Here is a 20,485-nt window from a genome sequence, read left to right as displayed (position 1 = left end):
AAGCCGGGCACGCTTTCATTGCGCGGCGGGCCCGGTAAATGACTCCCCTGCTCTCTCGACGTGTAAGAAACACACGTTTCACATGTAGTGATTGCGGGGGCCTTGATCACCCTTTCTCAAGGCCCCCGCCTTTTTTGAATTAGCGACGTTCCGCACCGGACCCGTTACGGAGTGCCCATGTCTTACCTGAAATCCCTGTCAGCAAGCATCATGCTGGCAACGGCCCTTACTGCCTGCAGCGAGCCTGAAAACAGCTCCGATAACGCCACCCATTCACCGCAGGCAACGGAAAATCAGCCGATACAAACCGAACAGTATTCCCTGGAAAACTGGCCCAAACTGGCGCCGGCGTTCCCCAAAGACGAAAAACTCGAAGCCCGTATTGCCGACCTGCTGTCTCAGATGACACTGGAAGAAAAAGTCGGCCAGATGATGCAGGCAGAAATCAAATCCATCACGCCGGAAGAAGTCAAAAAATACCATATCGGCTCCATTCTCAACGGCGGTGGTACCTTTCCGAACAATGACAAGTTCGCCACACCCGACGATTGGCGACAGCTGGCCGACGCCTACTTTGCCGCATCCATGGACACCTCTGACGGCGGCGTTGCGATTCCGATCATCTGGGGCAGTGACGCGGTCCACGGCCACAACAATGTGATCGGCGCAACCCTGTTCCCGCACAATATCGGCCTCGGCGCCGCGCGCGATCCAGAACTGATCCGCCGCATAGGTGAAGCCACCGCCCGCGAAGTGGCGGTCACCGGTGTCGACTGGACCTTTGCGCCCACCATTGCCGTGGTGCGCGACGACCGCTGGGGGCGCACCTTTGAAAGCTACTCCGAAGACCCGGAAATCGTCGCCGCTTACGCCCGGGAGATGATCAAGGGAATCCAGGGAGATAAAAACACCGAAGAATTTCTCGACGGCCGCCACCTGGTTTCCGCCGCCAAACATTTTGTTGGCGACGGCGGCACCACCCGCGGAATTGACCGGGGCGATACCCAGGTCAGTGAAAAAGAACTGGCCGAGATCCACGCCGCCGGTTACTTCACCGCACTGGAATCCGGCGTGCAATCGGTGATGGCCTCCTTCAACAGCTGGAACGGCAAACGTCTGCACGGACATAAATACCTACTCACCGACGTACTCAAAGAGCGCCTCGGGTTTGACGGCTTTGTGGTGGGCGACTGGAACGGCCACCGCTTCGTGGATGGCTGCTCCATCGACAGCTGTGCCGCGGCGGTCAATGCCGGTCTGGATATGTTCATGATCACTTCCGAGTGGAAGGCGCTGTTGGAAAACACCCTCGCCCAGGTCAAGAGTGGGGAGATTCCCATGAGCCGCATCGACGATGCGGTCAGCCGTATCCTGCGGGTAAAAATCCGCGCGGGGCTGTTTGAGCGGGATCGCCCGCTGGCGGGTAAAAACGGTATTCTCGGCAGTCCGGAGCACCGTGCCATCGCCCGCGAGGCCGTGCGCAAGTCCCTGGTATTGCTCAAAAACAATGATCAACTGCTGCCGGTGGATGCGCGTCAGAAAATTCTGGTGGCCGGTGACGGTGCCGACAACATCTCCAAACAGAGCGGCGGCTGGACCATCTCCTGGCAGGGAACCGGCAACACCGCCGAAGACTTCCCCGGTGCCACCTCCATTTATACCGGTATCAAACAGGCGGTGGATGCCGCCGGTGGCCAGGTTGTCTTGAGAGAAAATGGCGCGCTGGCACCAGAAGACTTTGCGGGCGAGAAGCCCGACGTGGCCATCGTGGTATTTGGCGAAGATCCCTACGCCGAGTGGCACGGGGACCTGGCCAGCATCGAATTCCAGCTGGGCAGTAAACAGGATCAGGAATTGCTGCAGAAAATCAAAGCGCAAAATATTCCGGTCATCAGTGTATTCCTATCCGGCCGCCCCCTGTGGGTCAACAAGGAGCTGAACCTGTCGGATGCCTTCGTGGCGGCCTGGCTGCCGGGCTCGGAAGGCGCCGGGGTTGCCGATGTGCTGCTGACCGATGCCGAGGGCAACAAGCGCTACGACTTCACCGGCCGCCTCTCGTTCAGCTGGCCGGACCTGGTACACCAGACCGTTATCAACCGTGACGACGATGAATATGCGCCGCTGTTCAGCTATGGCTACGGTCTCGACTACGCCAGCGATGTGCAACTGGCCAACAATCTCAACGAAGATGGTGAGTCCTACGTAGATGGTGCACTGGAAGACGCCTGGCTGATGGTCTCGCGCCCACAGGCACCGTGGAAACTGTTTATTGCCGACGGCGAACAGGATCCGGTCTGGGTCAGCGGCAACCTCGCCAGCAGCGCCGATGACAATATCACCGTGGCCTCCATCGATATGCTGTCTCAGGAAGATGCCCGCGCCCTCACCTGGAAAGGACTGCGCGCCGGTAGCGTGGTACTGGAAACCCAGAAGCCCCAGGACCTCAGCCGTTACCTGAATGAAGGCGCCGCACTGACCATGGATATCCGTATGGACCAGGCTCCAGATGCCCCGGTCTTCGCACAGATTTCCTGCGCCGGCGAGGAGTGCAATGGTGCCTTGCCTCTGCAAAGTACGCTTCAGGCCCTGCCACAGGGCGACTGGTCCCAGGTCACCATCGACCTGCAATGCTTTGCCAAGGCCGGAGCGGATTTCTCGAAAGTTTCCCAGGGCCTGTCTTTGCACAGTGAGGGCAAACTGGCCATGGCTGTGGCCAACATCAAGTTTGTGCCCGGCGCGGCGGAACAGGCACAGATTCGCTGCGGGAGCTGACAACCATGTCGTTGAACAGTCTGAAAAAAACGTCGGCAATTCTCGGCTTCGGTGCTCTGCTGGCCAGTGCCAGCAGTAGCGCCGCAGATGACGGCGGCATTCGGTTCACTAAAGACAAACTCAAGTTAACACTGAATCCGAGTTACGGAGGCCGGATTACCGAGCTGCGCTACGGCGATAGCGACCTCCTGTCGTTGCCTCAACCCAGTGGCAATAATTTTGGTTCCACATTTTGGCTCAGCCCTCAATCTCTCTGGCATTGGCCGCCTGTTCCGGAGCATGATCACGCACCGTACGCGGTAACAGCCCGGGACACGGACTCCATCACTATGTCCAGTGCCTTCGGCGCTGGCGCCAGGGTGAGCAAAACCATCTCGATCGAAAGCGCCCATCGTGTCGCGATGCACTACCGCATTGAGGCACAAAAAGATTTCCCGGAGGTCGCTGCCTGGGAAATCACCCGGGTTCCCAACCGCGGGCTGGCGTTTGCACCGGTCAATGCGGAAACCGTCGAAACCGTGCGCGGAAAAATTTCCTACACCCTGGGCCAAAGTGCAATTTGGCTACCATTGGATGACTCCACGCCCCTGGTGGAAGGCAAGGTTATTGCCAACGGCAGTGAAGGATGGCTGGCCTACGCGGTGGATCAGCTTCTGTACCTGAAGGTTTACCCCCCCGTCGCAGCTGAACAGATGGCCACTAACGAGGGGGATATCGAACTCTATTTAAGTGGTGAGTCTCCCTACCTGGAACTGGAAGTGCAAAGTGCGGCCCGCCCCCTGCGCCAAGGGGAGCAGCTCCAATGGGGCGTTGACTGGCTGATTATCCCGATCCCGAGCACTATTGATGTTAAAGCGGAATCAGCGGCGCTGCTGGCCTTTGCCCGCGACCAGTTGAATGCGTTCACCAGCGACTGATCCCTTCGGCGATTCGATTTGAATGGCTAATTTGTTCACCTCGTCTACACATCCTGAGTAACATTTCGCCGCGGTCTTCTGCGGCGTTTTTCTGCCAGCTGTCTACTAGTGGTCCATGCGGAAAGTTGTGTAACTGTTCGCTTCGCCAAAGTGCCCAGCTCTGCGTTGAGAAAGCTTGAAATAGAACCACTATTCCTGCGCTTTCTCGCCTTGATCTGAACACTTTGGCTGTGCTCCTTAGTTACCGAACTTTCCGCATGGACCACTAGCGGCACTTCTTCCGCACACCCCACCTGAAACTAAATAGTCACAAATAGTCAGGTGATTTGTAGTGAGTAAAACTGTGCGAACTTGTGACAAAGTGCTAGATTTGGCGGCCAATTGCCCTCGGCAGTGGACCAGACAATAAGAGGTACCCCATCATGGTTCAGTTAGTCGTCGATTCCGGCTGCGATTTACCCGATGAATTTCTGCGCAAATACAATGTTCCGGTTCTGCCGCACAGCGTAAGCGTGGGCAAAGACTCCTTTGGTGACCAGCGCAACCCAGCGCAAATGAGCCACTTTTACTCCCGCTCACTGGTAGACCGATCCCGCATCGTGAATTCCGGGCCCGCCGGAGAGCATGAAATCGAGCAGGTGATCGCCAAACTGGTCCGTCAGGGTAAGACAGACATTGTGGTGCAGACTATCAACGGCGCCAACAGCCCCACCTATGCCAATGCCCTCAAGGTCGCGCGCAAATTGAGTGGCGACACTGTCCAGGTCCACACCGTGGACTCCCACACCCTGTTCTCCGGGCAGGGGCTGCTGGCACTCTACACACTGTCGCTGATCCAGAAAGGTCTTACCGGCGCACAGGTCAAATCCCGCACCGAAGAGTTCGGGCGCAAAATTGTCGGCTACGCCGCCATTCAGGATGTTTACTATCTGCGCGAACGCGGCCGTCAGAAAAATGAAAAGAGTGTGAGCTGGCTGAAGGCCTTTATGGCGCGCTCGCTGAATCTGCACCCCATCATTTCCATGACGTATCAGGGCTCCGCCGTGGCCGACACGGTAAAAACCTACGATGGTTGTACCCGCCGCCTTTTCCAGCTGGCAGAAGAAAAGATGGCCGACAATGCACTGCTGATGCCCGCCGTGGTGGTCAGTATTGCCGGTCCATTGAGCGATCTGGAAAAAGTCCCCGGATTCAAGGCGTTTATCGAAACAGCGACCAGGCACAAAGTAAAAGTGTACCGCTCGGTGATGAGCCTCTCCGGCGGCATCAATCTCGGACCCGGCACTGTCGCACTGGCGGTGGCAGCCAAATAGACTCCAGTATCAACCTTCGATATCAATCTGCACGGGCGGCGCTTATTTCACGATAAGCGCCGCCCGAGTGCATTGAAACATCACCTTTTTCTTGCCGGGGTGGTCCCTCACGACCCAACAAAACAAATATCGCCAGGTGCATCTAGACTGAGGAAAGCTGTTTTACAACTGACCTGAATTGGTGAAAAAGATGTACCGCTGTTTCGTCCCCTTACTAGCGCTTATCCTAACGCCTTTTGTATCCCTCAATAGCAGCGATGCCCGAGGTGACACCGAGCTCGCCAAAAAGTTGAGCAATCCAATCTCCAGTCTGATCAGCGTTCCCTTCCAGAACAACTGGGATAACCAAGTTGGTCCGGTAGATGGCGGTCGGAAATACACTTTGAACATACAACCGGTAATCCCAATCTCCATCAGTGATGACTGGAACCTGATCAGTCGCACCATTCTACCGGTAATGAATCAGGAAAATATTTTTCCAGGTAGTGGTGACCAAAGTGGACTCGGCGACACCACGCAAAGCCTGTTTTTCTCGCCAAAGAAACCAACCGCGAGCGGCGTCACCTGGGGGGTTGGACCTGTTTTCCTACTTCCTACCGGTACGGAGCCTTTACTCGGCACCGAAAAATGGGGAGCCGGCCCAACGGCCGTGGTTCTGAGACAAACCGGGCCCTGGACCATCGGAACTCTCGCGAATCAAATCTGGTCCTTTGCCGGCAGCGACAATCGCGCAGATGTAAATAGCTCTTTCATTCAGCCATTTCTCGCCTATAACACGCCCAAAGCCTGGACTTTCACACTGCAGTCAGAGTCCACCTATGACTGGGAAACGGAACAATGGAATGTGCCAATCCATTTCCTGGTCGCCAAAGTTTTCAAAGTTGGAAAGCAGTCATACCAGATACAGGCAGGTCCGCGCTATTACGCTGATAGCCCTGCAGGTGGCGGTCACAATTGGGGCTTCCGCCTTAACTGGGTGATGCTATTCCCTGAAAAAGGCAAGTGAGCACTGAGTGCTGCCCCACCCGTTGATAACTTCTGCCTCGTGACACCGAGAGGAACCCGGTCATGAAGTGCCAGTGTGCGCACACCAAATACCTCACGCTAAAAATTTTACCAATACTGATCGTAGTGATGTCCCCTCTGGTGCGGGCGGGAGGGCTCTTGGTATCTGAAATTGGCACACCTGCGCTAGGTACCGCAGGTGCAGGCTGGGCAGCTATGCCCGAAGATGCATCCACTGCGTTCACCAATCCTGCGGGCACAGTATGGCGGGACACCCCCGAGCTGCGCGTAGCCGGCCAGGTACTCTACGGCGACATTGGATTCTCCAATGGGGGAGAAAGCAATGTGCCCGGTAACGATGGCGGCAACCCGGTGGAATGGTTTCCGGGCGCCGGGGCCCACGCCGCTGGTGTTTTTTCCGATCAACTTGGCTGGGGAGTAGCCATGACTGGCAACTTCGGCCTTGGGCTGGACTACGACGACGACTGGGCCGGTCGGCGTTTCGTACAGGAAACCGACCTGATCGGGATGAGTATCATCCCTTCCCTCAGCTGGAAAGTGAACGATTGCCTTTCGATTGGTGCGGGCGTCAATATTATGGGCACATATTTCAAATATGTTTCCGCACCGAGAGCGGGAATCAATCCCGACGACGCGCGCCTCAAGTACAAAGATATCGACGTGGGATACGGCGGTAATGTAGGTATTATCTACCGCCCGGTAGAAACCACAACCTTTGGCATTTCCTACACCTCTAAAGTGGATCTGACATTCACAGACAATTTACGCCTGAATGGATTTGGCCCCTTTTTTGAACCAGCAGTCGAAAGACTCAATGGCGCTCGCACAAAAATAGACATGACAGTGCCAGCAACGATGACCGCGAGTCTACAGCAAAGACTAAGCCCGGCTACGACGCTATACGCGAATCTGGGCTGGCAGGACTGGTCTGAGTTTGCCGGAATGAGACTGGCCCTGGATAACCCAAATCAGATATCCGTATTTGTCGATCAGGGGTATAAGGATACTGGCCATTTCGCCCTCGGTATAAGGCATACCTTTTCACAGGGGGTTTTGCAGGGGTGGAGTCTTTCTACAGGTTTAGCATTTGACAGTTCAATGCAAAATGAATCCAACCTCACTGCCAATCTGGTAACCGGAAAAGCCTACCGGTTCGGTCTCGGGGCCGGAAAGACATTGTGCCCCGGTGTGACCATGGATGTCGGCTATACACTGCTATGGTCTGGCGACATTGATATCGACCAGACCGGGCGCCCGCCCTTCAGCCCGCGGCTCGAAGGCAGTTACAAGGATACCAACCTGCAATTCCTCGGCGGCTCCGTACAGTTTGAGTTTTGAGCTCTAAAGTCATCCCGGTCCAGCGGACGCGACAGCGGAACACAGGGAAGTAAAAGGGAATATCATGAAACTGAATCAGCCATTTATCGTGTTTATCAGCGCCTGTACTATTGCGCTCGCGACACCATCTGCACTGTCACAGAACGCAGCGACGGACACAACCAGGAAGTCCAATGCTGCGGTAAAGTCGCAGTTACCCTTTAACGACAAGCAGGACTTTCAAGACGTCAAAAAAGGCTTTATTGCTCCGCTTCCGGACAACGGTATCATCAAGAATGACAAAGGTGAGCCAGTATGGGATCTGGGTGCCTACGGCTTTGCCAAAGGCAAGGAAGCACCCGATACCGTCAACCCAAGCCTATGGCGGCAATTACAGCTGCTCTCAGAGGGTGGCCTCTACGAGGTATCCCCTCGCATTTATCAGGTGCGCAGTGCCGACCTGTCCAACATCACCTTTATTGAAGGTGATAACGGCATCATCGTGATGGACCCGCTTATTTCTGCGGAGACCGCCAAAGCTTCACTGGATTTGTACCGCAAGCACCGAGGTGATAAACCAGTAGTCGCAGTGATCTATACCCACAGCCACGTGGATCACTACGGTGGTGTCCGCGGTGTGGTGGACGAGAGAGATGTCAAATCCGGCAAGGTGAAGATTATTGCGCCGGAAGGATTTCTCGAGGAGGCGGTCAGTGAGAACGTGTTCGCCGGAAACACCATGGGCCGCCGGGCATCGTATATGTATGGCAACCTGTTACCCAAAGATCCTAAGGGCACCCTAGGTACCGGCCTCGGTCTCGGCACTTCGCCGGGCACCGTCACTATCATTCCCCCTACTGATGTCGTCACCAAAACCGGCCAGCAGATCAAAGTGGACGGGCTTACGTTTGAATTCCTGATGGCACCAGGCTCCGAAGCACCCGCCGAAATGCATTTTTATATCCCGGAACTGAAAGCGCTTACCGCAGCGGAAAATGCATCGCACACACTGCACAACCTGTATACCCTACGCGGTGCTAAAGTGCGCAATGCCAAGGCTTGGGCAAATTATCTGCACGAGACCCTGCAACGCTGGGGCGACAAATCAGAAGTTTTATATGGACCCCACCACTGGCCGACCTGGGGCAACGAAAATGTTGTCAACCACCTGAAAAAGCAACGCGACCTGTACAAATACCTGAATGACCAGACCCTGCGCATGGCCAATCAGGGTTACAACATGGTCGAGACTGCGGAGATGATGGAACTCCCGGAGGAACTGGACCAGTACTGGGCCAACCGCGGCTACTACGGCAGCGTCAGCCACGATACCCGCGCAGTGTGGAATTATTACCTGGGTTTTTTCGATGGAAACCCCGCCCGTCTTTATCCACTCCCCCCCACCGAAGCCGGTAAAAAATTTGTGGAGTATATGGGCGGCGCAGATAGCCTTCTCCAAAAAGCCCAGAAAGACTACGAAGCAGGGAACTACCGTTGGGTGGCGCAGGTACTGGACAATCTGGTATCCGCCCAGCCGGACAACCAGAAAGCCAAAAACCTGCTGGCCAATGCGCTGGAGCAATTGGGCTATCAGCAGGAAAACGGCCCCTGGCGCAACTTCTTTCTGAGCGGCGCAAAAGAACTGCGTGAAGGGGTGAAGAAGTTACCCGTGCCGGTTACCGCCAGCCCGGACACCATTGCCAATATGCCCATCGAGATGTTCTTCGATTTTTTGGGGATTCGACTGAATGGTCCCAAGGCCGCCGGCAAGAAAATGGCTTTCAATATTTCGCTACCTGACATCAAGGGCAATTACTCGCTGGTTCTTGAAAACGGCGTACTGAATTATGGCCCGCCGGTAGACAAACCCGACGCTACCATTTCGGTCAATCGCAGTGCGCTGGATGATGTGATCATGGGCACCGCGAAATTCGATGAAAAAGTAAAAGACGGTTCGGCCAAGATCGATGGTAACGGAGACAAGTTCAACGAATTGCTGGGAATGCTGGATACTTTCGAGTTCTGGTGGAATATCTCCACCCCCAATCCACGTCCATCGAAGTAGCGATTAACAAATTATATGGCTGCAGCGGACAGGCAAAGATACTTGAGAACTACTTGAGAACTATTTAAGAGACTCTCGAGAGTACATTGAGAACTGCTCGCGGCCTTTATTTTCTATATCTGCGACTCGATGGGCAGCCAGGACAAGAGCCAGCTCAGAGTACGTTGCCAACAGGTGGTTTCCGGATCGGTGGCGGTCTCTATTGGGTTTCCGTCGGTGTCCCGCGCCCTCCAGCGCAACTTCCCCTGCTCGTTCAATGCCAGTTGCCAGGCGGAGTCCGGAGCCACCCATTCATCAAACAGCGCTCGCAGCTGTGCATTGATTTCAACGTGCTCCATTAGCAGGCCAATCTCGGTGTTCTGGATAATGGAGCGGCTGTCGAGATTGATAGAGCCGACAAATCCCAGCTCCCGGTCAATGACAAAGGTCTTGGCATGTAACGTGGCCCGGGAATCGCCGTGAAACCAGTGGCGACGCTTTTCCTGCCCCGCTTCCGTGCGCAGTTCAAACAGATTCACACCACTTTGCAGTAAGCGTTTCCGGTAGCGGGAGTAGGCGCCGTGCACGATTGCCACGTCGTTACTTGAAAGCGAGTTGGTCAGAATATTCACATCAACACCGCTCTGTTGCACTCCGGTGAACAATTCCGTACCGACGCTACCGGGAATAAAATAGGCCGCAGTGATACACAGCCGCTCGCGAGCGCCGCGAATAATCTTTTCCAGTTGATAGCCGGGATACTCGCTCACCGGCACCCGGTCTCTGTGCAACGCTTTATCCGGTGGGTCTGCATACAGTGTCGCGGGCCCCCAGTGAAAAGGTATGTCCCCGGCCAGGAGTTCTCCGGCCAACTTCGAATGCCTGAGCGCCTCGGTAAATTCCGACTTGGCCTCGAAGGCGAGAAACTCACTGACCTCACTGCGCAATTGATCCAGTGACTGATCTTCGCTCGCACTTAGGGGCAGTTCAACGACGGGCACCGAGGCTTTGTTGTTCCAGTATTCATCAAATATTCTGGTGGCATCCGACAACACCGCTCCAATTGCCAGAACATCGACATCCAGAAATTCCACATCCGCGCGGGAAAAATAACCATCTCCGATGTTGCGTCCACCGGTGATCATAGCCAGGCCATCGGCCACAAACAATTTATTGTGCATGCGGTGATTGATACGACCGAAGTTCAACGCCTGCTCCAATGCCCGACCGATACCCGAGCGCCCTTCCACCGGGTTGAAAACACGAATGGCAATTTTCGGATGTTGGTCCAGGGTCGCAATCCAGGGATTTTCCAATCGCGTTCCCAGATCATCGACCAGCAGACGTACTCGTACACCGCGATCTGCCGCCTGTAAAAGTAGACTGGTAAGGATGCGACCTACGGTATCGCCTTCGAAGATGTAGTACTGCAGATCCAGCGATACCCGGGCTTCCTCGATCAGTGCCGCGCGTGCAACAAATGCGGAGAGGCCATCCTCCAGTAAATGGAATCCCGTATCCGCTGGATTGTGCTGTGCTGAATCCCGATGCACGGCGTGCGCCAGACGGGATTCGGTGGCCGGAGGCAGGCTTTTGGATATGCTGGGTGCTTGCATATACGAGTGTTGGGTATCCCCCATCATGGCTTCCCAAAGAATCACCAGGGCGATGGCGAGAACCGCGCACAACAGAAATGGGCGAACGGTGCGCGCATCGGGCATTGTGACGTCATCTCACGGTACATTGATGACTACTAGACTAGTCGATGTCCGACAACTCCAGAATTCCGTCTTCGATCGGCGCCTCTGTCATTATTTTGCGGTCTTTGGGATAGTCGTTCAGAAGCTTCCATGGGTACCGTGTACCCTGCCGCGGCAACAGTGCATCAGCCCGTGCCACATAACCGGATTGCAGGGCCGCCATCACCGATTCCTCTGCCACGCTATTGTGCTTGTCGAGAGCAATAAACTGCCGCAGCCCACGCTCCCGCAGATGGTTCAGCAAGCGACAGATATACATTGCCGCAAGATCCGCCTTCAGTGTCCAGGCCGCATTGGTATAGCCGAACACCCAGGCCATATTCGGCACACCCTCCATTAACACCCCCTTATACGTCAGGCGGTTGCGGGTATCGACAGGTTCGCCATCCATTTTAAGGGTCAGACCGCCGAGTATTTGCAGCTTCAGGCCGGTGGCGGACACAATGATATCCGCTTCCAGCTGATCTCCGGACTTCAGTGTAACGCCCCGTTCATTTATCTCCGCAATTTCACCGGTAACCACCGAAGCGCTTCCCTCATTGATGGCATTGAACAGGTCTCCATCGGGAATGGCACACAGCCGCTGATCCCAGGGATTGTAGGTCGGTGTAAAGTGCGGCATGACCTCGGCACTAGCCAGGGATTTGCGCGCGCCGCGCAACATCAATTTGCGCATCAGCCCCGGCCAACGTTTGGAGGCCTTGAACATCCAGCGGTGTAACGTAACGTTGCGGCGTCGGGCCAGGCCGTACGCGACTCTTTCGGGAATCCAACGTTTCAACCAGTTGGTCAGTTTGTCTTCCGCGGGTACCGACAGAACATAGGTGGGCGAGCGCTGCAGCATGGTGACATGGGCGGCCTTCTGAGCCATGGCCGGCACCAGGGTTACCGCGGTGGCCCCGCTGCCAATCACCACAACAGTCTTGCCTTGATAGTCCAGATCCCGAGGCCAGTGTTGCGGGTGAATCCATTGCCCGTGGAAACGCGCCCTGCCGGGAAAATCAGGCTGGTAACCCTCGGCATAGTCGTAATACCCGGTGCAGGAGATCAACACATTGCAGGTGTAGGACACCGGCTTGCACCCCTGGTCATCGGTGTATTCGCCCTGCAGTTGCCACACTCCGCGCGCGCTGTCCCAATTGGCTTCCTGGAGATCGACACCGAACTGTACCCGGTCGCTGACCTGATACTCCGCAGCAGTTTCCTGAATATATTGCCGAATCGACTCCCCGTCCGCCATTGTCTTGAGTCCGTTCCACGGGCGAAAACGAAAACCAAAGCTGAACATGTCTGAGTCCGAACGGACGCCGGGATAGCGGAACAGGTCCCAGGTGCCACCGATGCGCTGACGACGCTCGAGAATCGCGAAATCGGCATGCGGACACTCCCGTACAAGATGACAGGCGGTACCAATACCGGACAGCCCCGCGCCGATAATCAGGGTGTGAAAATGCTGGTTGCTCATAGCCGCTGACTGCTGTTTTTATTGTTGAAGGCACAGTGTACCGGTATTGCCCCGGGGAAGGGCCAGAACTTTCAGGACAGCATTCGAGGAAACCTCAAACGCTAGCGCTCCGTAGGGCTGTCACGCCACTTCCCCCGTGGATCACTAGTGCATCATCCCCTGGTACTGCTCCGCAATTTCCGTATTGCCCGCCTCCCGGTGCAGAGATACCAGAGCAGACAGAATTTCCCGGTCACCGGGGTAGCGCTTCAGTGCCTGCTCGAGATAGGCGATGGCACCCGCACTATCGCCATGGGAATTGAGCGCAATACCGTAGACGTACGCGTAGCGCGGGGGCGCCCCCTGGGAATCGGCGGCGGCCTGCAGCAGGGGCATGGCCTCGGGAAGCTTCTGCTGACGCACCAGCGACAGCCCCAGGGCATGCTGAAGCGGCCCCTTCTCAAATGCGTTGTCCAGTGCATTGCGCAATACGGCCTCGCTTTCGCGCTCGCGATTGGAGCTGCGGTAAAGATCTGCCAGATTGATGGTTGCGGGTAAATAGTGTGGCGCCAGCCGCTGTGCCTGCTTCAACAGAGACTCTGCCTCTTGCGGCTTGCCTTCACGCAAGCGAACACCGGCCAGGTTTACCAGCGATTCGGGACGGTCTGCGTTAAAGCGCGCCGTCTCTTCATATTCCTGCAGTCCCTGCCGGAAGCGCTGCCCCACTTCTGCCGGGTAGGCATCCATGGGCGCGCCCACCATCGCATTGGCGGCGAGCGCGCGAATTACGCGGTCGTCTTCGTACAACAGCGGTATGGCCAGCGCCGGTCGCACCTGCTGCGGTATGCTATCGAGGTTTTGCGCAAGGCCGAGATGCAGGAGCGCGTCATCCCCCTGGGCAATTACCTGTAACATTTGCGCAGAGGCGCGAGAAAGGTAGCGAGGCAATAGCGACACCGCCGTGGCCCGTACGATTGCCGGCTGCGAATCATCCAGGGCCAGTGCCTGCAGTGGCCGATCTGCGCCGGGGTAGCCCTGGCGGGCAGCAAAAATAATTTCGCCGTAGTGGGGATCCGGTTCGTCAAACTTCTTCAGCAGAGTATCCGCGGCCCATTGATTGGACTTATCCGTGTGGCAGCCCACACAGGCGTTGGGCGAGCCAATCTTGTCGGACAGGTCCGGCCGCGGAACCCGGAAACTGTGATCGCGGCGGGCGTCCACCTGCATATAGGTTTTGCTGGGCATATGGCAACTGACACACTGGGCGCCCTCACTGCCCTCGGGATGCAGGTGATGCTCTGCCGTATCGAATTTCGAGGGCAAGTGACACTGGGCACAGAGCCCATTCCCCTCAATACGCGTCTCCAGGCTGTGGGGATTGTGGCAGTTACTGCAGGTGACGCCGGCACCGTGCATCTTGCTCTGAACAAAGGAGCCCCACACATACACCTCGTCATCGATCTGACCGTCCGCGTGGTACAGGTTTTCATCCAGCAGTGCCGGGTGGAAAAAGTCCAGGAAATTACTGTCAGGCTGCGCCCCCGGAAACTGGGTGCCACGACGCGAGTGGCACTGGGCACAGGTAGAAATTTCCTGCTGGGTGTTTACCGCCTTGTTCTCGAGGTACGCGATACCCGTGTCCGCATCCATCTTCCAGTGGGCCTGTAAACGCTCACCATAGCGCACTTCAAAGCCGCTATTTTTCCAGGCGGATTTTTCACCTTCCGCCAAGTTCGCCCACTGTACATGCTTAGCCCCCGGTCCGTGGCAGGCTTCGCATCCCACGTTGATTTCCGACCATTGTGTGGCAAAGGTCCGGGATTCCGGATCGTAATTTTTGTGCAGATTGGTGGAGTGACAATCGGCGCACTGAAAATTCCAGTTTTGATTGATTCCGGTCCAGTGCAGCGGGTCACCCGCTTTGATTTCCTCGTCCGGGTACAGGTGGAACCAGCGTTGTCCGCCCTCTTCTTGCGGACGGGAATCCCAGGACAGGCTCAGCGCCTGCAGGCGGCCACCGGGTAACTCCACCAGATACTGTTGCAGCGGATAGACACCAAAGGTGTAGGCAATTGGGAACTCCTGTAACTCGCCCTCCGCGTTGTCGGTGCGCACGACATATTTGTCGTCGCGCCGGTAAAAACTGGACTCGGTACCGAAATAGTCGAAAGTGGCATTATCGAAATTTCCGACCACCGTATCAGCGCCCGGGGTCTTCATGGCGAGATCGTGGTGGGACTTGTGCCAGTCGTCATATTCCTGCTGGTGGCAACCGGCACAGGTTTCAGCACCCACATAATTCTTACTGTCATCGGCTGCCGGTGTATGGCCAGATTTTTTCTGTACCTGGCCTTCAACGGCTTCGGAAGACCCCACAGATGACAGTTCCACGTCCGTACCTCCACCGGAGGAAGACGCCGCGCCTTTTACGGATTCAGCACCCTTTTCTCTCTCGCTATTACCACAGCCGCTGAGCCCGCTGGTCAGCAGGACAATCAACAGAGGGATGATCAGGGTTCGCATGGTTGCTCCGGATTATGCTTGTAATTGGCACCGAGTATAGCTTTTCACGCGTTCTTCCTCAGCCTCGAATCTGCTAGCGTTATTAGAGCAGTAATAATTCGGGGCACCTATGTCGGCACGGGAACAGATCAACGCACTGGAGCAGGGCATGGGCCGTGCCATTGTCGGCCAGCGAGAAGTAATCCGGCGCCTGATTATCGGTTTGCTGGCCAACGGCAATTTGCTTGTGGAAGGGTTGCCCGGGCTTGCGAAAACCCGCGCCATTAAAGCCTTGGCGAAAAATCTGGAGGCGGACTTCAGTCGCATCCAGTTCACCCCGGATCTGCTGCCCGCGGACGTCACCGGCACCGATATGCTGTATCGCGACGAACAACAATCGGAGTTCCGTTTTCACCCGGGTCCTATCTTCGCCAATATTGTCCTGGCCGATGAGATCAACCGCGCGCCCGCCAAGGTACAGTCGGCACTGCTGGAGGCGATGGAGGAGCGTCAGGTCACCGTAGCCGGCAAGACCCACAAGATGCCACCGCTGTTTATGGTGATGGCCACCCAGAACCCCATCGAACAGGAAGGCACTTATCCACTGCCGGAAGCACAGATGGACCGCTTCCTGATGCATGTACTGATCACCTACCCTCCGGTGGAGGATGAGGTGGAAGTGATTGAAATGGTACGCGGCGAGGAAATTGCTGCGGCCGAGGCTACCGTTGCAGAACCGACCCCCTCAGCGCCGCAACAGTCGATAGAGGTTATTCCTCAGCAGGCGGTATTCGACGCCCGCCGGGAGATCGCTGCCATTCACGTTTCCGATGCAATGGCGCGCTATATGGCTGACCTGATCGACGCCAGCCGCCATCCGGCAAAACTATCCGAAGAACTTGCGCGCTGGATCGAGATTGGCGCAAGTCCACGGGGCTCCATTGCACTGGACAAGGCCGGACGCGCCAACGCATGGCTGGAAGGACGCGACTATGTGGATCCGCAGGATATCCACGCGATCATTCACGACTGCCTGCGCCACCGGCTGGGTCTGAGTTTTGAGGCCCAGGGCGAGGGCATCAGTGCCAACCAGGTCATCGACCTGCTACTGAAAAACGTCGCCCTGCCGTGATTCACCACTGACACGCCATGTTCAATTTCTTCACACGCCGCCGCAACCGAAGCCGGGCAGACGTCAGTGACAAAAGCGCACCCACAACCAGCGTTGACTCGCGTATTCACGTGGACCTCGCTCACCTGCAATCCCTGGAAGGTCCCGCGCAAACCCTGAACCTGCTGCCGCGACAGCCGGCCCGCAGTGTGCTGGCTGGACATCACGCCTCGCGCCTGCGTGGGCGCGGGCTCAATTTTGAAGAGCTGCGAGAATACCGGCCGTCCGATGACGTTCGCGCAATCGATTGGAAGGTCACCGCACGAACCGGTGAGCCTCACGTGCGCGTCTACACCGAGGAGCGCGACCGCCCCACACTGATTGTGGTGGACCAGCGCATGTCGATGTTCTTCGGTACCCGGTATTCAATGAAATCCGTCACCGCCGCCGAGGTGGCTGCCCTCGCCGCCTTTGCGGTGCTGAATCAGGATGACCGCGTGGGCGGTATAGTGATAAAAGATGACGGACTCTATACCCAGCGCCCAAAGCGCAGTCGCCAGGCACTGACCCGGTTTCTCACCGAAGTTGCCCGCGCAAACTGCGCACTGCACGCGGATGCTCCCCCTACCGCCCCCACCTCACTGGATAAAGTGCTACAGGCCGTGGCAAATATCGCGCGTCGCGATCACCTGATTCTGCTGATCAGCGATTTTGACGTGATTGGCCCGTCCTCTGACCGCCTGCTGGCCGGCCTTGCCCGCCACAATGATGTGATCCTGATGCCGGTGACAGATCCCAGCGGCGTCGTTATGCCCAAAGGATTTGTCAGCGCAATTTCCGATGGCGACCAGCAGGCAACCCTCGATACGGGAATTGGCGAAATTCACACCGCGCTCAATCATTTCAATCGTGAACGACGCGAGGCCATTGAGCGCTGGCACCGCCGCTACGGCATTCCCCTCGCGCCACTCTCGGCAAGTGCGCCCGCACTGTCGCAAGTGTGCCGGCTGCTGGGACTCGCCGCTCCCGCCAAAGAGGCGACACTCGATGCAGACTGAGAACTCGCCCCAGACGGAAACCACACTGCCAGGCCTGATTGCAGAACTGGTACCACCGCCGGTGCCGGAGGCCGTGTCCCTTTGGCCGCAGACACCACTGGCAAAAGCGCTCCTCTCCCTGTTTTTTTTGCTGCTGTTGTTCATTGCATGGCGTGCCTACCGTCACTATCGGGCAAATGCCTATCGGCGCGCCGCACTCAAGGCGCTGGCCAAGGCAGACGGCGACCCTGGCGCGATTGCCGAGATCATTCGACGCACAGCATTGGCCGTATATCCGCGCGCTCAGGCGGCGGGGCTCACAGGCAAAGACTGGTTGGCATTTCTCAATCATCAGTATGGCGGCGACGAATTCCACGGTGACACCGGCGAACGGCTACTGCGCGGCGCCTACCAAAATTGCCAGGGGAGCGCCGCGCTGACCCGCGCCGCAAACAACTGGATTCGCCGTCACCGCCGCGAACTCCTTCCGCACGAATCCGGGCCGGAAAAAGCAGAGGCCACATCATGAGCGACCTGCTCACCGGCCTTAGTTTCGCGGCGCCCTGGGCGTTTATTCTGCTTCCGCTGCCACTACTTGTGTGGTGGCTGGCCCCGCCCCACCGCGAGAGGGTGTCCGCCATTCGCGTGCCCTTCTTCCGGCGCATCAGCGAGCGCCTGGGGCTGACGCCAGGTGCGGGCTCGATCGTGCGCAGTCGCCACTTGTGGCAACTGATTATCGGTGCGTTCACCTGGATTATGCTGACTACCGCACTAGCACGGCCCGAACTTGAAGGCGAAGCCGTGACCATTCAGAAGCCGGCGCGGGATCTGATCCTCGCGGTGGACATCTCCGGGTCCATGGAGCAGGAAGACTTTGTAGATGGCACGGGTGCACGAACCCAGCGACTGGCCGGCGTAAAAAGCGTGCTCGCTCAGTTTCTCGAAGGTCGCGAAGGTGAACGGGTCGCAGTGATTGTGTTCGGCTCCAAGGCATTTGTGCAGGCGCCACTAACCACCGATCTGGATACCGTACTGGAGTTACTGCAACAGACAGAAGTTGGTATGGCCGGCCCCCATACTGCACTCGGCGATGCCATCGGCCTTGCAATCCGCCAGTTCGAAAGCAGTGACATACAGCAGCGGCTGCTGATCCTGTTGAGCGACGGCAGCGATACTGCCAGCCGCATGAGCCCGATCAACGCGGCAGCCATTGCCGCGCAACAACAGGTCAAAATACTTACCGTTGGCGTTGGCGACCCACAAGGGGAATCGGAAAACAGGTTGGACGAAGAAACCCTGACGGCAATTGCGACACGTACTGGTGGAGAATTTTTCTTCGCAAACGACCAACCGGCTCTGTCGCGGGTTTACCGGCAGATTGACGCACTGGCACCAAAGAAAGTGGACAGCGAAACCTACCGCCCACATCGCAGCCTCGCCCACTGGCCGCTGGCGCTGGCATTACTGTCCGCGCTGGTGGGGCTCGGCCTACAACTGCTGCGCCACAGTGCCCGGGGATCGGAGGTGACCTTGTGAACGGACTCACTAGCGAAATCTCCGGCTTTCTTTCTGCTTTCCACTTTCTGCGCCCGCTGTGGCTCTTGCTACTACCTGTTACTCTGCTGGCCTGGTGGTGGCTGCGGCGCCCCGTCGATCGGGGCCTGCACTCTGTTTCAGATTACATAGCACCGCACCTCGCCCGAGCACTCAGTGTGGGTACCCGACACAGTGCAGATGAAACACGTATTTTGCCCATCGACACCCTCGCCGTGCTGTTGGCCCTGCTTACCCTGGGGACCGCAGGGCCCACCTGGACACGCCTGCCGGATCCACTGATGGCACGCACCGCCCCGCTGGTTATTGTCATGCAGGTAAATCAGAGCATGACGGAAAGAGACGTTGCCCCCAGCCGCCTGGAGCGCGCAAAACAGAAGGTCTACGATCTGCTGGAGCGCCGCGATGGTACCCCAACCGCGCTGATTGCCTACGCCGGTACCGCCCACCGTGTGGTCCCCCTTACCGACGACCAGAATCTGCTGCGCCCCTACGTGGAAGGACTGGAAGCAGAGGTGATGCCCCGGGACGGCAACAACGCCGCCGCGGCGCTGACACTGGCCAGCGATATTCTGAAAAAGGAAGAATCCGCTGGCGGCATCCTGTTTCTCACCGACGGCATCGAGTCCCGGGATCTCCCGGCATTTGACCGGCGCCCCCAGGGCAATGGACTCGGCTTTCTGATACTGCTGCCAGGCAACACCGCAATTCCCGGCACGCAGCAAATCAGCGGTGCCCGCGTTACTCGGGTTACCCCGGACACCCGCGATGTCGACGGGTTTATCCGCTACTTCGACAGCCGCTTCCGCCACGCGCAGGCCCGGGACAAGAACCTGCAGTGGGACGACCGCGGCTGGTGGCTCGCCTGGCCGGCGGCGCTACTTGCCCTGCTGTGGTTTCGCCGCGGCTGGGTACTGCCGTCGGCAAGTGCAGCGCGCGCTCAGCATATTCAGGCCAAGCGTGCCGCGAATGCGCTGCTCATACTGTCCGGCTTTGCCTGCTTGCTGCATTTCACCGGGCCAGTCGCCATCGCACAGTCACCCACATCTGCCGTGGCCCACGAGGACCCGGCCCCGGATAACCCTGTTCTCAGAAACCTCTTCACCCCGGACCAGCTGGGGCAATGGCGAATGGGACGCAAACAGTACGCCCGCGCAGCAGACGCCTTTACCGACACCTACCGACGAGGCTACGCCCAGTATCAGGCCGGGTTCTATGAGGATGCCGCCAATACCCTGGCGCCCATGGACAGCCCGGAAGCGGTGTTTACCCGCGCGATGGCACAGGTAAAAAGCGGCCAGTATCAGGATGCTATCGGCGGCTTCGAACAGGTATTGCAGATGGCCCCCAGTTTCCCGGGGGCAGAAAAGAACCTGCAGCTCGCGCGAGAGATTCTCGCCTACATGGAAAAGTCCCGCGGTGACGAGGAGGAGAAAGACGAGCAAACACAAAGTGATGAGGACAGTTACGACAAAGAGCAGCAAAAGGAAGTGCAGGCGCCGGACAGGCCCACCAATCAACAACCGGTGAATCCGGATCAGTGGATGTCTACCCTCGACACCAGCACCGGGGAGTTTATGAAACAGCGATTTGCCGTGGAGGCCGCGACGGAAAATGCCGGGAGCGATGCGCCGTGAAAACCTGGATCAAGCGTGTTTTTTGCCCGCTCTGCGCATTATTCTGGTTAG

General features: G+C 57.3%; 14 protein-coding genes. 11 read left to right on the top strand and 3 right to left on the bottom strand.

From position 1 onward, the window contains the following. Positions 1 to 177: 177 nt before the first annotated feature. The 6 genes from ACXAG1_RS15055 to ACXAG1_RS15030 all read left to right on the top strand — a co-directional run bounded on the left by ACXAG1_RS15055 (position 178) and on the right by ACXAG1_RS15030 (position 9,410). Positions 178 to 2,772, top strand: coding sequence for a glycoside hydrolase family 3 protein (locus ACXAG1_RS15055; RefSeq protein ID WP_475120154.1), 2,595 nt, complete (start codon positions 178 to 180; stop codon positions 2,770 to 2,772). Positions 2,773 to 2,777: 5 nt separating this feature from the next. After that, positions 2,778 to 3,689 (top strand): DUF4380 domain-containing protein, encoded by a 912-nt coding sequence (locus tag ACXAG1_RS15050; RefSeq protein ID WP_475120153.1) that lies wholly within the window; start codon positions 2,778 to 2,780, stop codon positions 3,687 to 3,689. Positions 3,690 to 4,111: 422 nt separating this feature from the next. Next, positions 4,112 to 5,002, top strand: a complete 891-nt coding sequence (locus ACXAG1_RS15045; RefSeq protein WP_475120152.1) for a DegV family protein — start codon at positions 4,112 to 4,114, stop codon at positions 5,000 to 5,002. A gap of 289 nt (positions 5,003 to 5,291) precedes the next feature. Further along, the gene (locus ACXAG1_RS15040; RefSeq protein WP_475120151.1) at positions 5,292 to 6,008 is read left to right on the top strand and encodes a transporter; all 717 of its coding nucleotides are present in this window, start codon (positions 5,292 to 5,294) and stop codon (positions 6,006 to 6,008) included. 62 nt (positions 6,009 to 6,070) lie between these two features. Then, on the top strand, positions 6,071 to 7,366 hold the full coding sequence (locus ACXAG1_RS15035; protein ID WP_475120150.1) for an OmpP1/FadL family transporter: 1,296 nt from the start codon (positions 6,071 to 6,073) through the stop codon (positions 7,364 to 7,366). A 64-nt stretch (positions 7,367 to 7,430) separates the two neighbouring features. Next, positions 7,431 to 9,410, top strand: a complete 1,980-nt coding sequence (locus ACXAG1_RS15030; RefSeq protein ID WP_475120149.1) for an alkyl/aryl-sulfatase — start codon at positions 7,431 to 7,433, stop codon at positions 9,408 to 9,410. Between the two features lie 113 nt (positions 9,411 to 9,523). Here ACXAG1_RS15030 and ACXAG1_RS15025 read toward each other — a convergent pair whose 3' ends face one another. From ACXAG1_RS15025 to ACXAG1_RS15015, 3 genes are all read right to left on the bottom strand, one after another. Next, positions 9,524 to 11,110: a phospholipase D-like domain-containing protein gene (locus ACXAG1_RS15025; protein ID WP_475120148.1), complete on the bottom strand. Its 1,587-nt coding sequence runs from the start codon at positions 11,108 to 11,110 to the stop codon at positions 9,524 to 9,526. A 37-nt stretch (positions 11,111 to 11,147) separates the two neighbouring features. After that, positions 11,148 to 12,614 carry a flavin-containing monooxygenase gene (locus ACXAG1_RS15020; RefSeq protein ID WP_475120147.1) on the bottom strand — a complete coding sequence of 489 codons (1,467 nt, stop codon included), beginning with the start codon at positions 12,612 to 12,614 and terminating at the stop codon, positions 11,148 to 11,150. Positions 12,615 to 12,758: 144 nt separating this feature from the next. Further along, a complete protein-coding gene (locus ACXAG1_RS15015; RefSeq protein ID WP_475120146.1) occupies positions 12,759 to 15,116 on the bottom strand; it encodes a tetratricopeptide repeat protein in 2,358 nt (785 codons plus the stop codon). Between the two features lie 109 nt (positions 15,117 to 15,225). On the opposite strand from ACXAG1_RS15015, the gene ACXAG1_RS15010 reads away from it, so the two are divergent. Genes ACXAG1_RS15010 through ACXAG1_RS14990 form a run of 5 tightly spaced genes read left to right on the top strand, consistent with a single transcriptional unit; the run spans position 15,226 to position 20,434 of the window. Next, positions 15,226 to 16,227 (top strand): AAA family ATPase, encoded by a 1,002-nt coding sequence (locus ACXAG1_RS15010; protein ID WP_475093489.1) that lies wholly within the window; start codon positions 15,226 to 15,228, stop codon positions 16,225 to 16,227. Between the two features lie 17 nt (positions 16,228 to 16,244). After that, positions 16,245 to 17,264: a DUF58 domain-containing protein gene (locus tag ACXAG1_RS15005; protein WP_475093490.1), complete on the top strand. Its 1,020-nt coding sequence runs from the start codon at positions 16,245 to 16,247 to the stop codon at positions 17,262 to 17,264. Continuing rightward, complete coding sequence (locus ACXAG1_RS15000; RefSeq protein ID WP_475120145.1) at positions 17,254 to 17,772, top strand: DUF4381 domain-containing protein; 519 nt, start codon at positions 17,254 to 17,256, stop codon at positions 17,770 to 17,772. Before ACXAG1_RS15005 ends, ACXAG1_RS15000 begins: the two co-directional genes overlap by 11 nt. Continuing rightward, positions 17,769 to 18,779 (top strand): VWA domain-containing protein, encoded by a 1,011-nt coding sequence (locus tag ACXAG1_RS14995; protein WP_475093492.1) that lies wholly within the window; start codon positions 17,769 to 17,771, stop codon positions 18,777 to 18,779. The genes ACXAG1_RS15000 and ACXAG1_RS14995 overlap by 4 nt, the downstream gene beginning before the upstream one ends. Next, positions 18,776 to 20,434, top strand: coding sequence for a VWA domain-containing protein (locus ACXAG1_RS14990; protein WP_475120144.1), 1,659 nt, complete (start codon positions 18,776 to 18,778; stop codon positions 20,432 to 20,434). Before ACXAG1_RS14995 ends, ACXAG1_RS14990 begins: the two co-directional genes overlap by 4 nt. Positions 20,435 to 20,485: the final 51 nt, after the last annotated feature.

The organism is Microbulbifer sp. ABE4_465 (assembly GCF_056160765.1).
The sequence above is the reverse complement of the archived record's forward strand: the minus strand, read 5'-3'. Positions and strand labels throughout refer to the sequence as shown.

Coding starts and splice junctions, on each gene's coding strand:
- ACXAG1_RS15055 (WP_475120154.1), top strand. CDS start 178: ATGTCTTACCTGAAATCCCTGTCAGCAAGCATCATGCTGGCAACGGCC.
- ACXAG1_RS15050 (WP_475120153.1), top strand. CDS start 2,778: ATGTCGTTGAACAGTCTGAAAAAAACGTCGGCAATTCTCGGCTTCGGT.
- ACXAG1_RS15045 (WP_475120152.1), top strand. CDS start 4,112: ATGGTTCAGTTAGTCGTCGATTCCGGCTGCGATTTACCCGATGAATTT.
- ACXAG1_RS15035 (WP_475120150.1), top strand. CDS start 6,071: ATGAAGTGCCAGTGTGCGCACACCAAATACCTCACGCTAAAAATTTTA.
- ACXAG1_RS15030 (WP_475120149.1), top strand. CDS start 7,431: ATGAAACTGAATCAGCCATTTATCGTGTTTATCAGCGCCTGTACTATT.
- ACXAG1_RS15025 (WP_475120148.1), bottom strand. CDS start 11,110: ATGCCCGATGCGCGCACCGTTCGCCCATTTCTGTTGTGCGCGGTTCTC.
- ACXAG1_RS15020 (WP_475120147.1), bottom strand. CDS start 12,614: ATGAGCAACCAGCATTTTCACACCCTGATTATCGGCGCGGGGCTGTCC.
- ACXAG1_RS15015 (WP_475120146.1), bottom strand. CDS start 15,116: ATGCGAACCCTGATCATCCCTCTGTTGATTGTCCTGCTGACCAGCGGG.
- ACXAG1_RS15010 (WP_475093489.1), top strand. CDS start 15,226: ATGTCGGCACGGGAACAGATCAACGCACTGGAGCAGGGCATGGGCCGT.
- ACXAG1_RS15005 (WP_475093490.1), top strand. CDS start 16,245: ATGTTCAATTTCTTCACACGCCGCCGCAACCGAAGCCGGGCAGACGTC.
- ACXAG1_RS15000 (WP_475120145.1), top strand. CDS start 17,254: ATGCAGACTGAGAACTCGCCCCAGACGGAAACCACACTGCCAGGCCTG.
- ACXAG1_RS14995 (WP_475093492.1), top strand. CDS start 17,769: ATGAGCGACCTGCTCACCGGCCTTAGTTTCGCGGCGCCCTGGGCGTTT.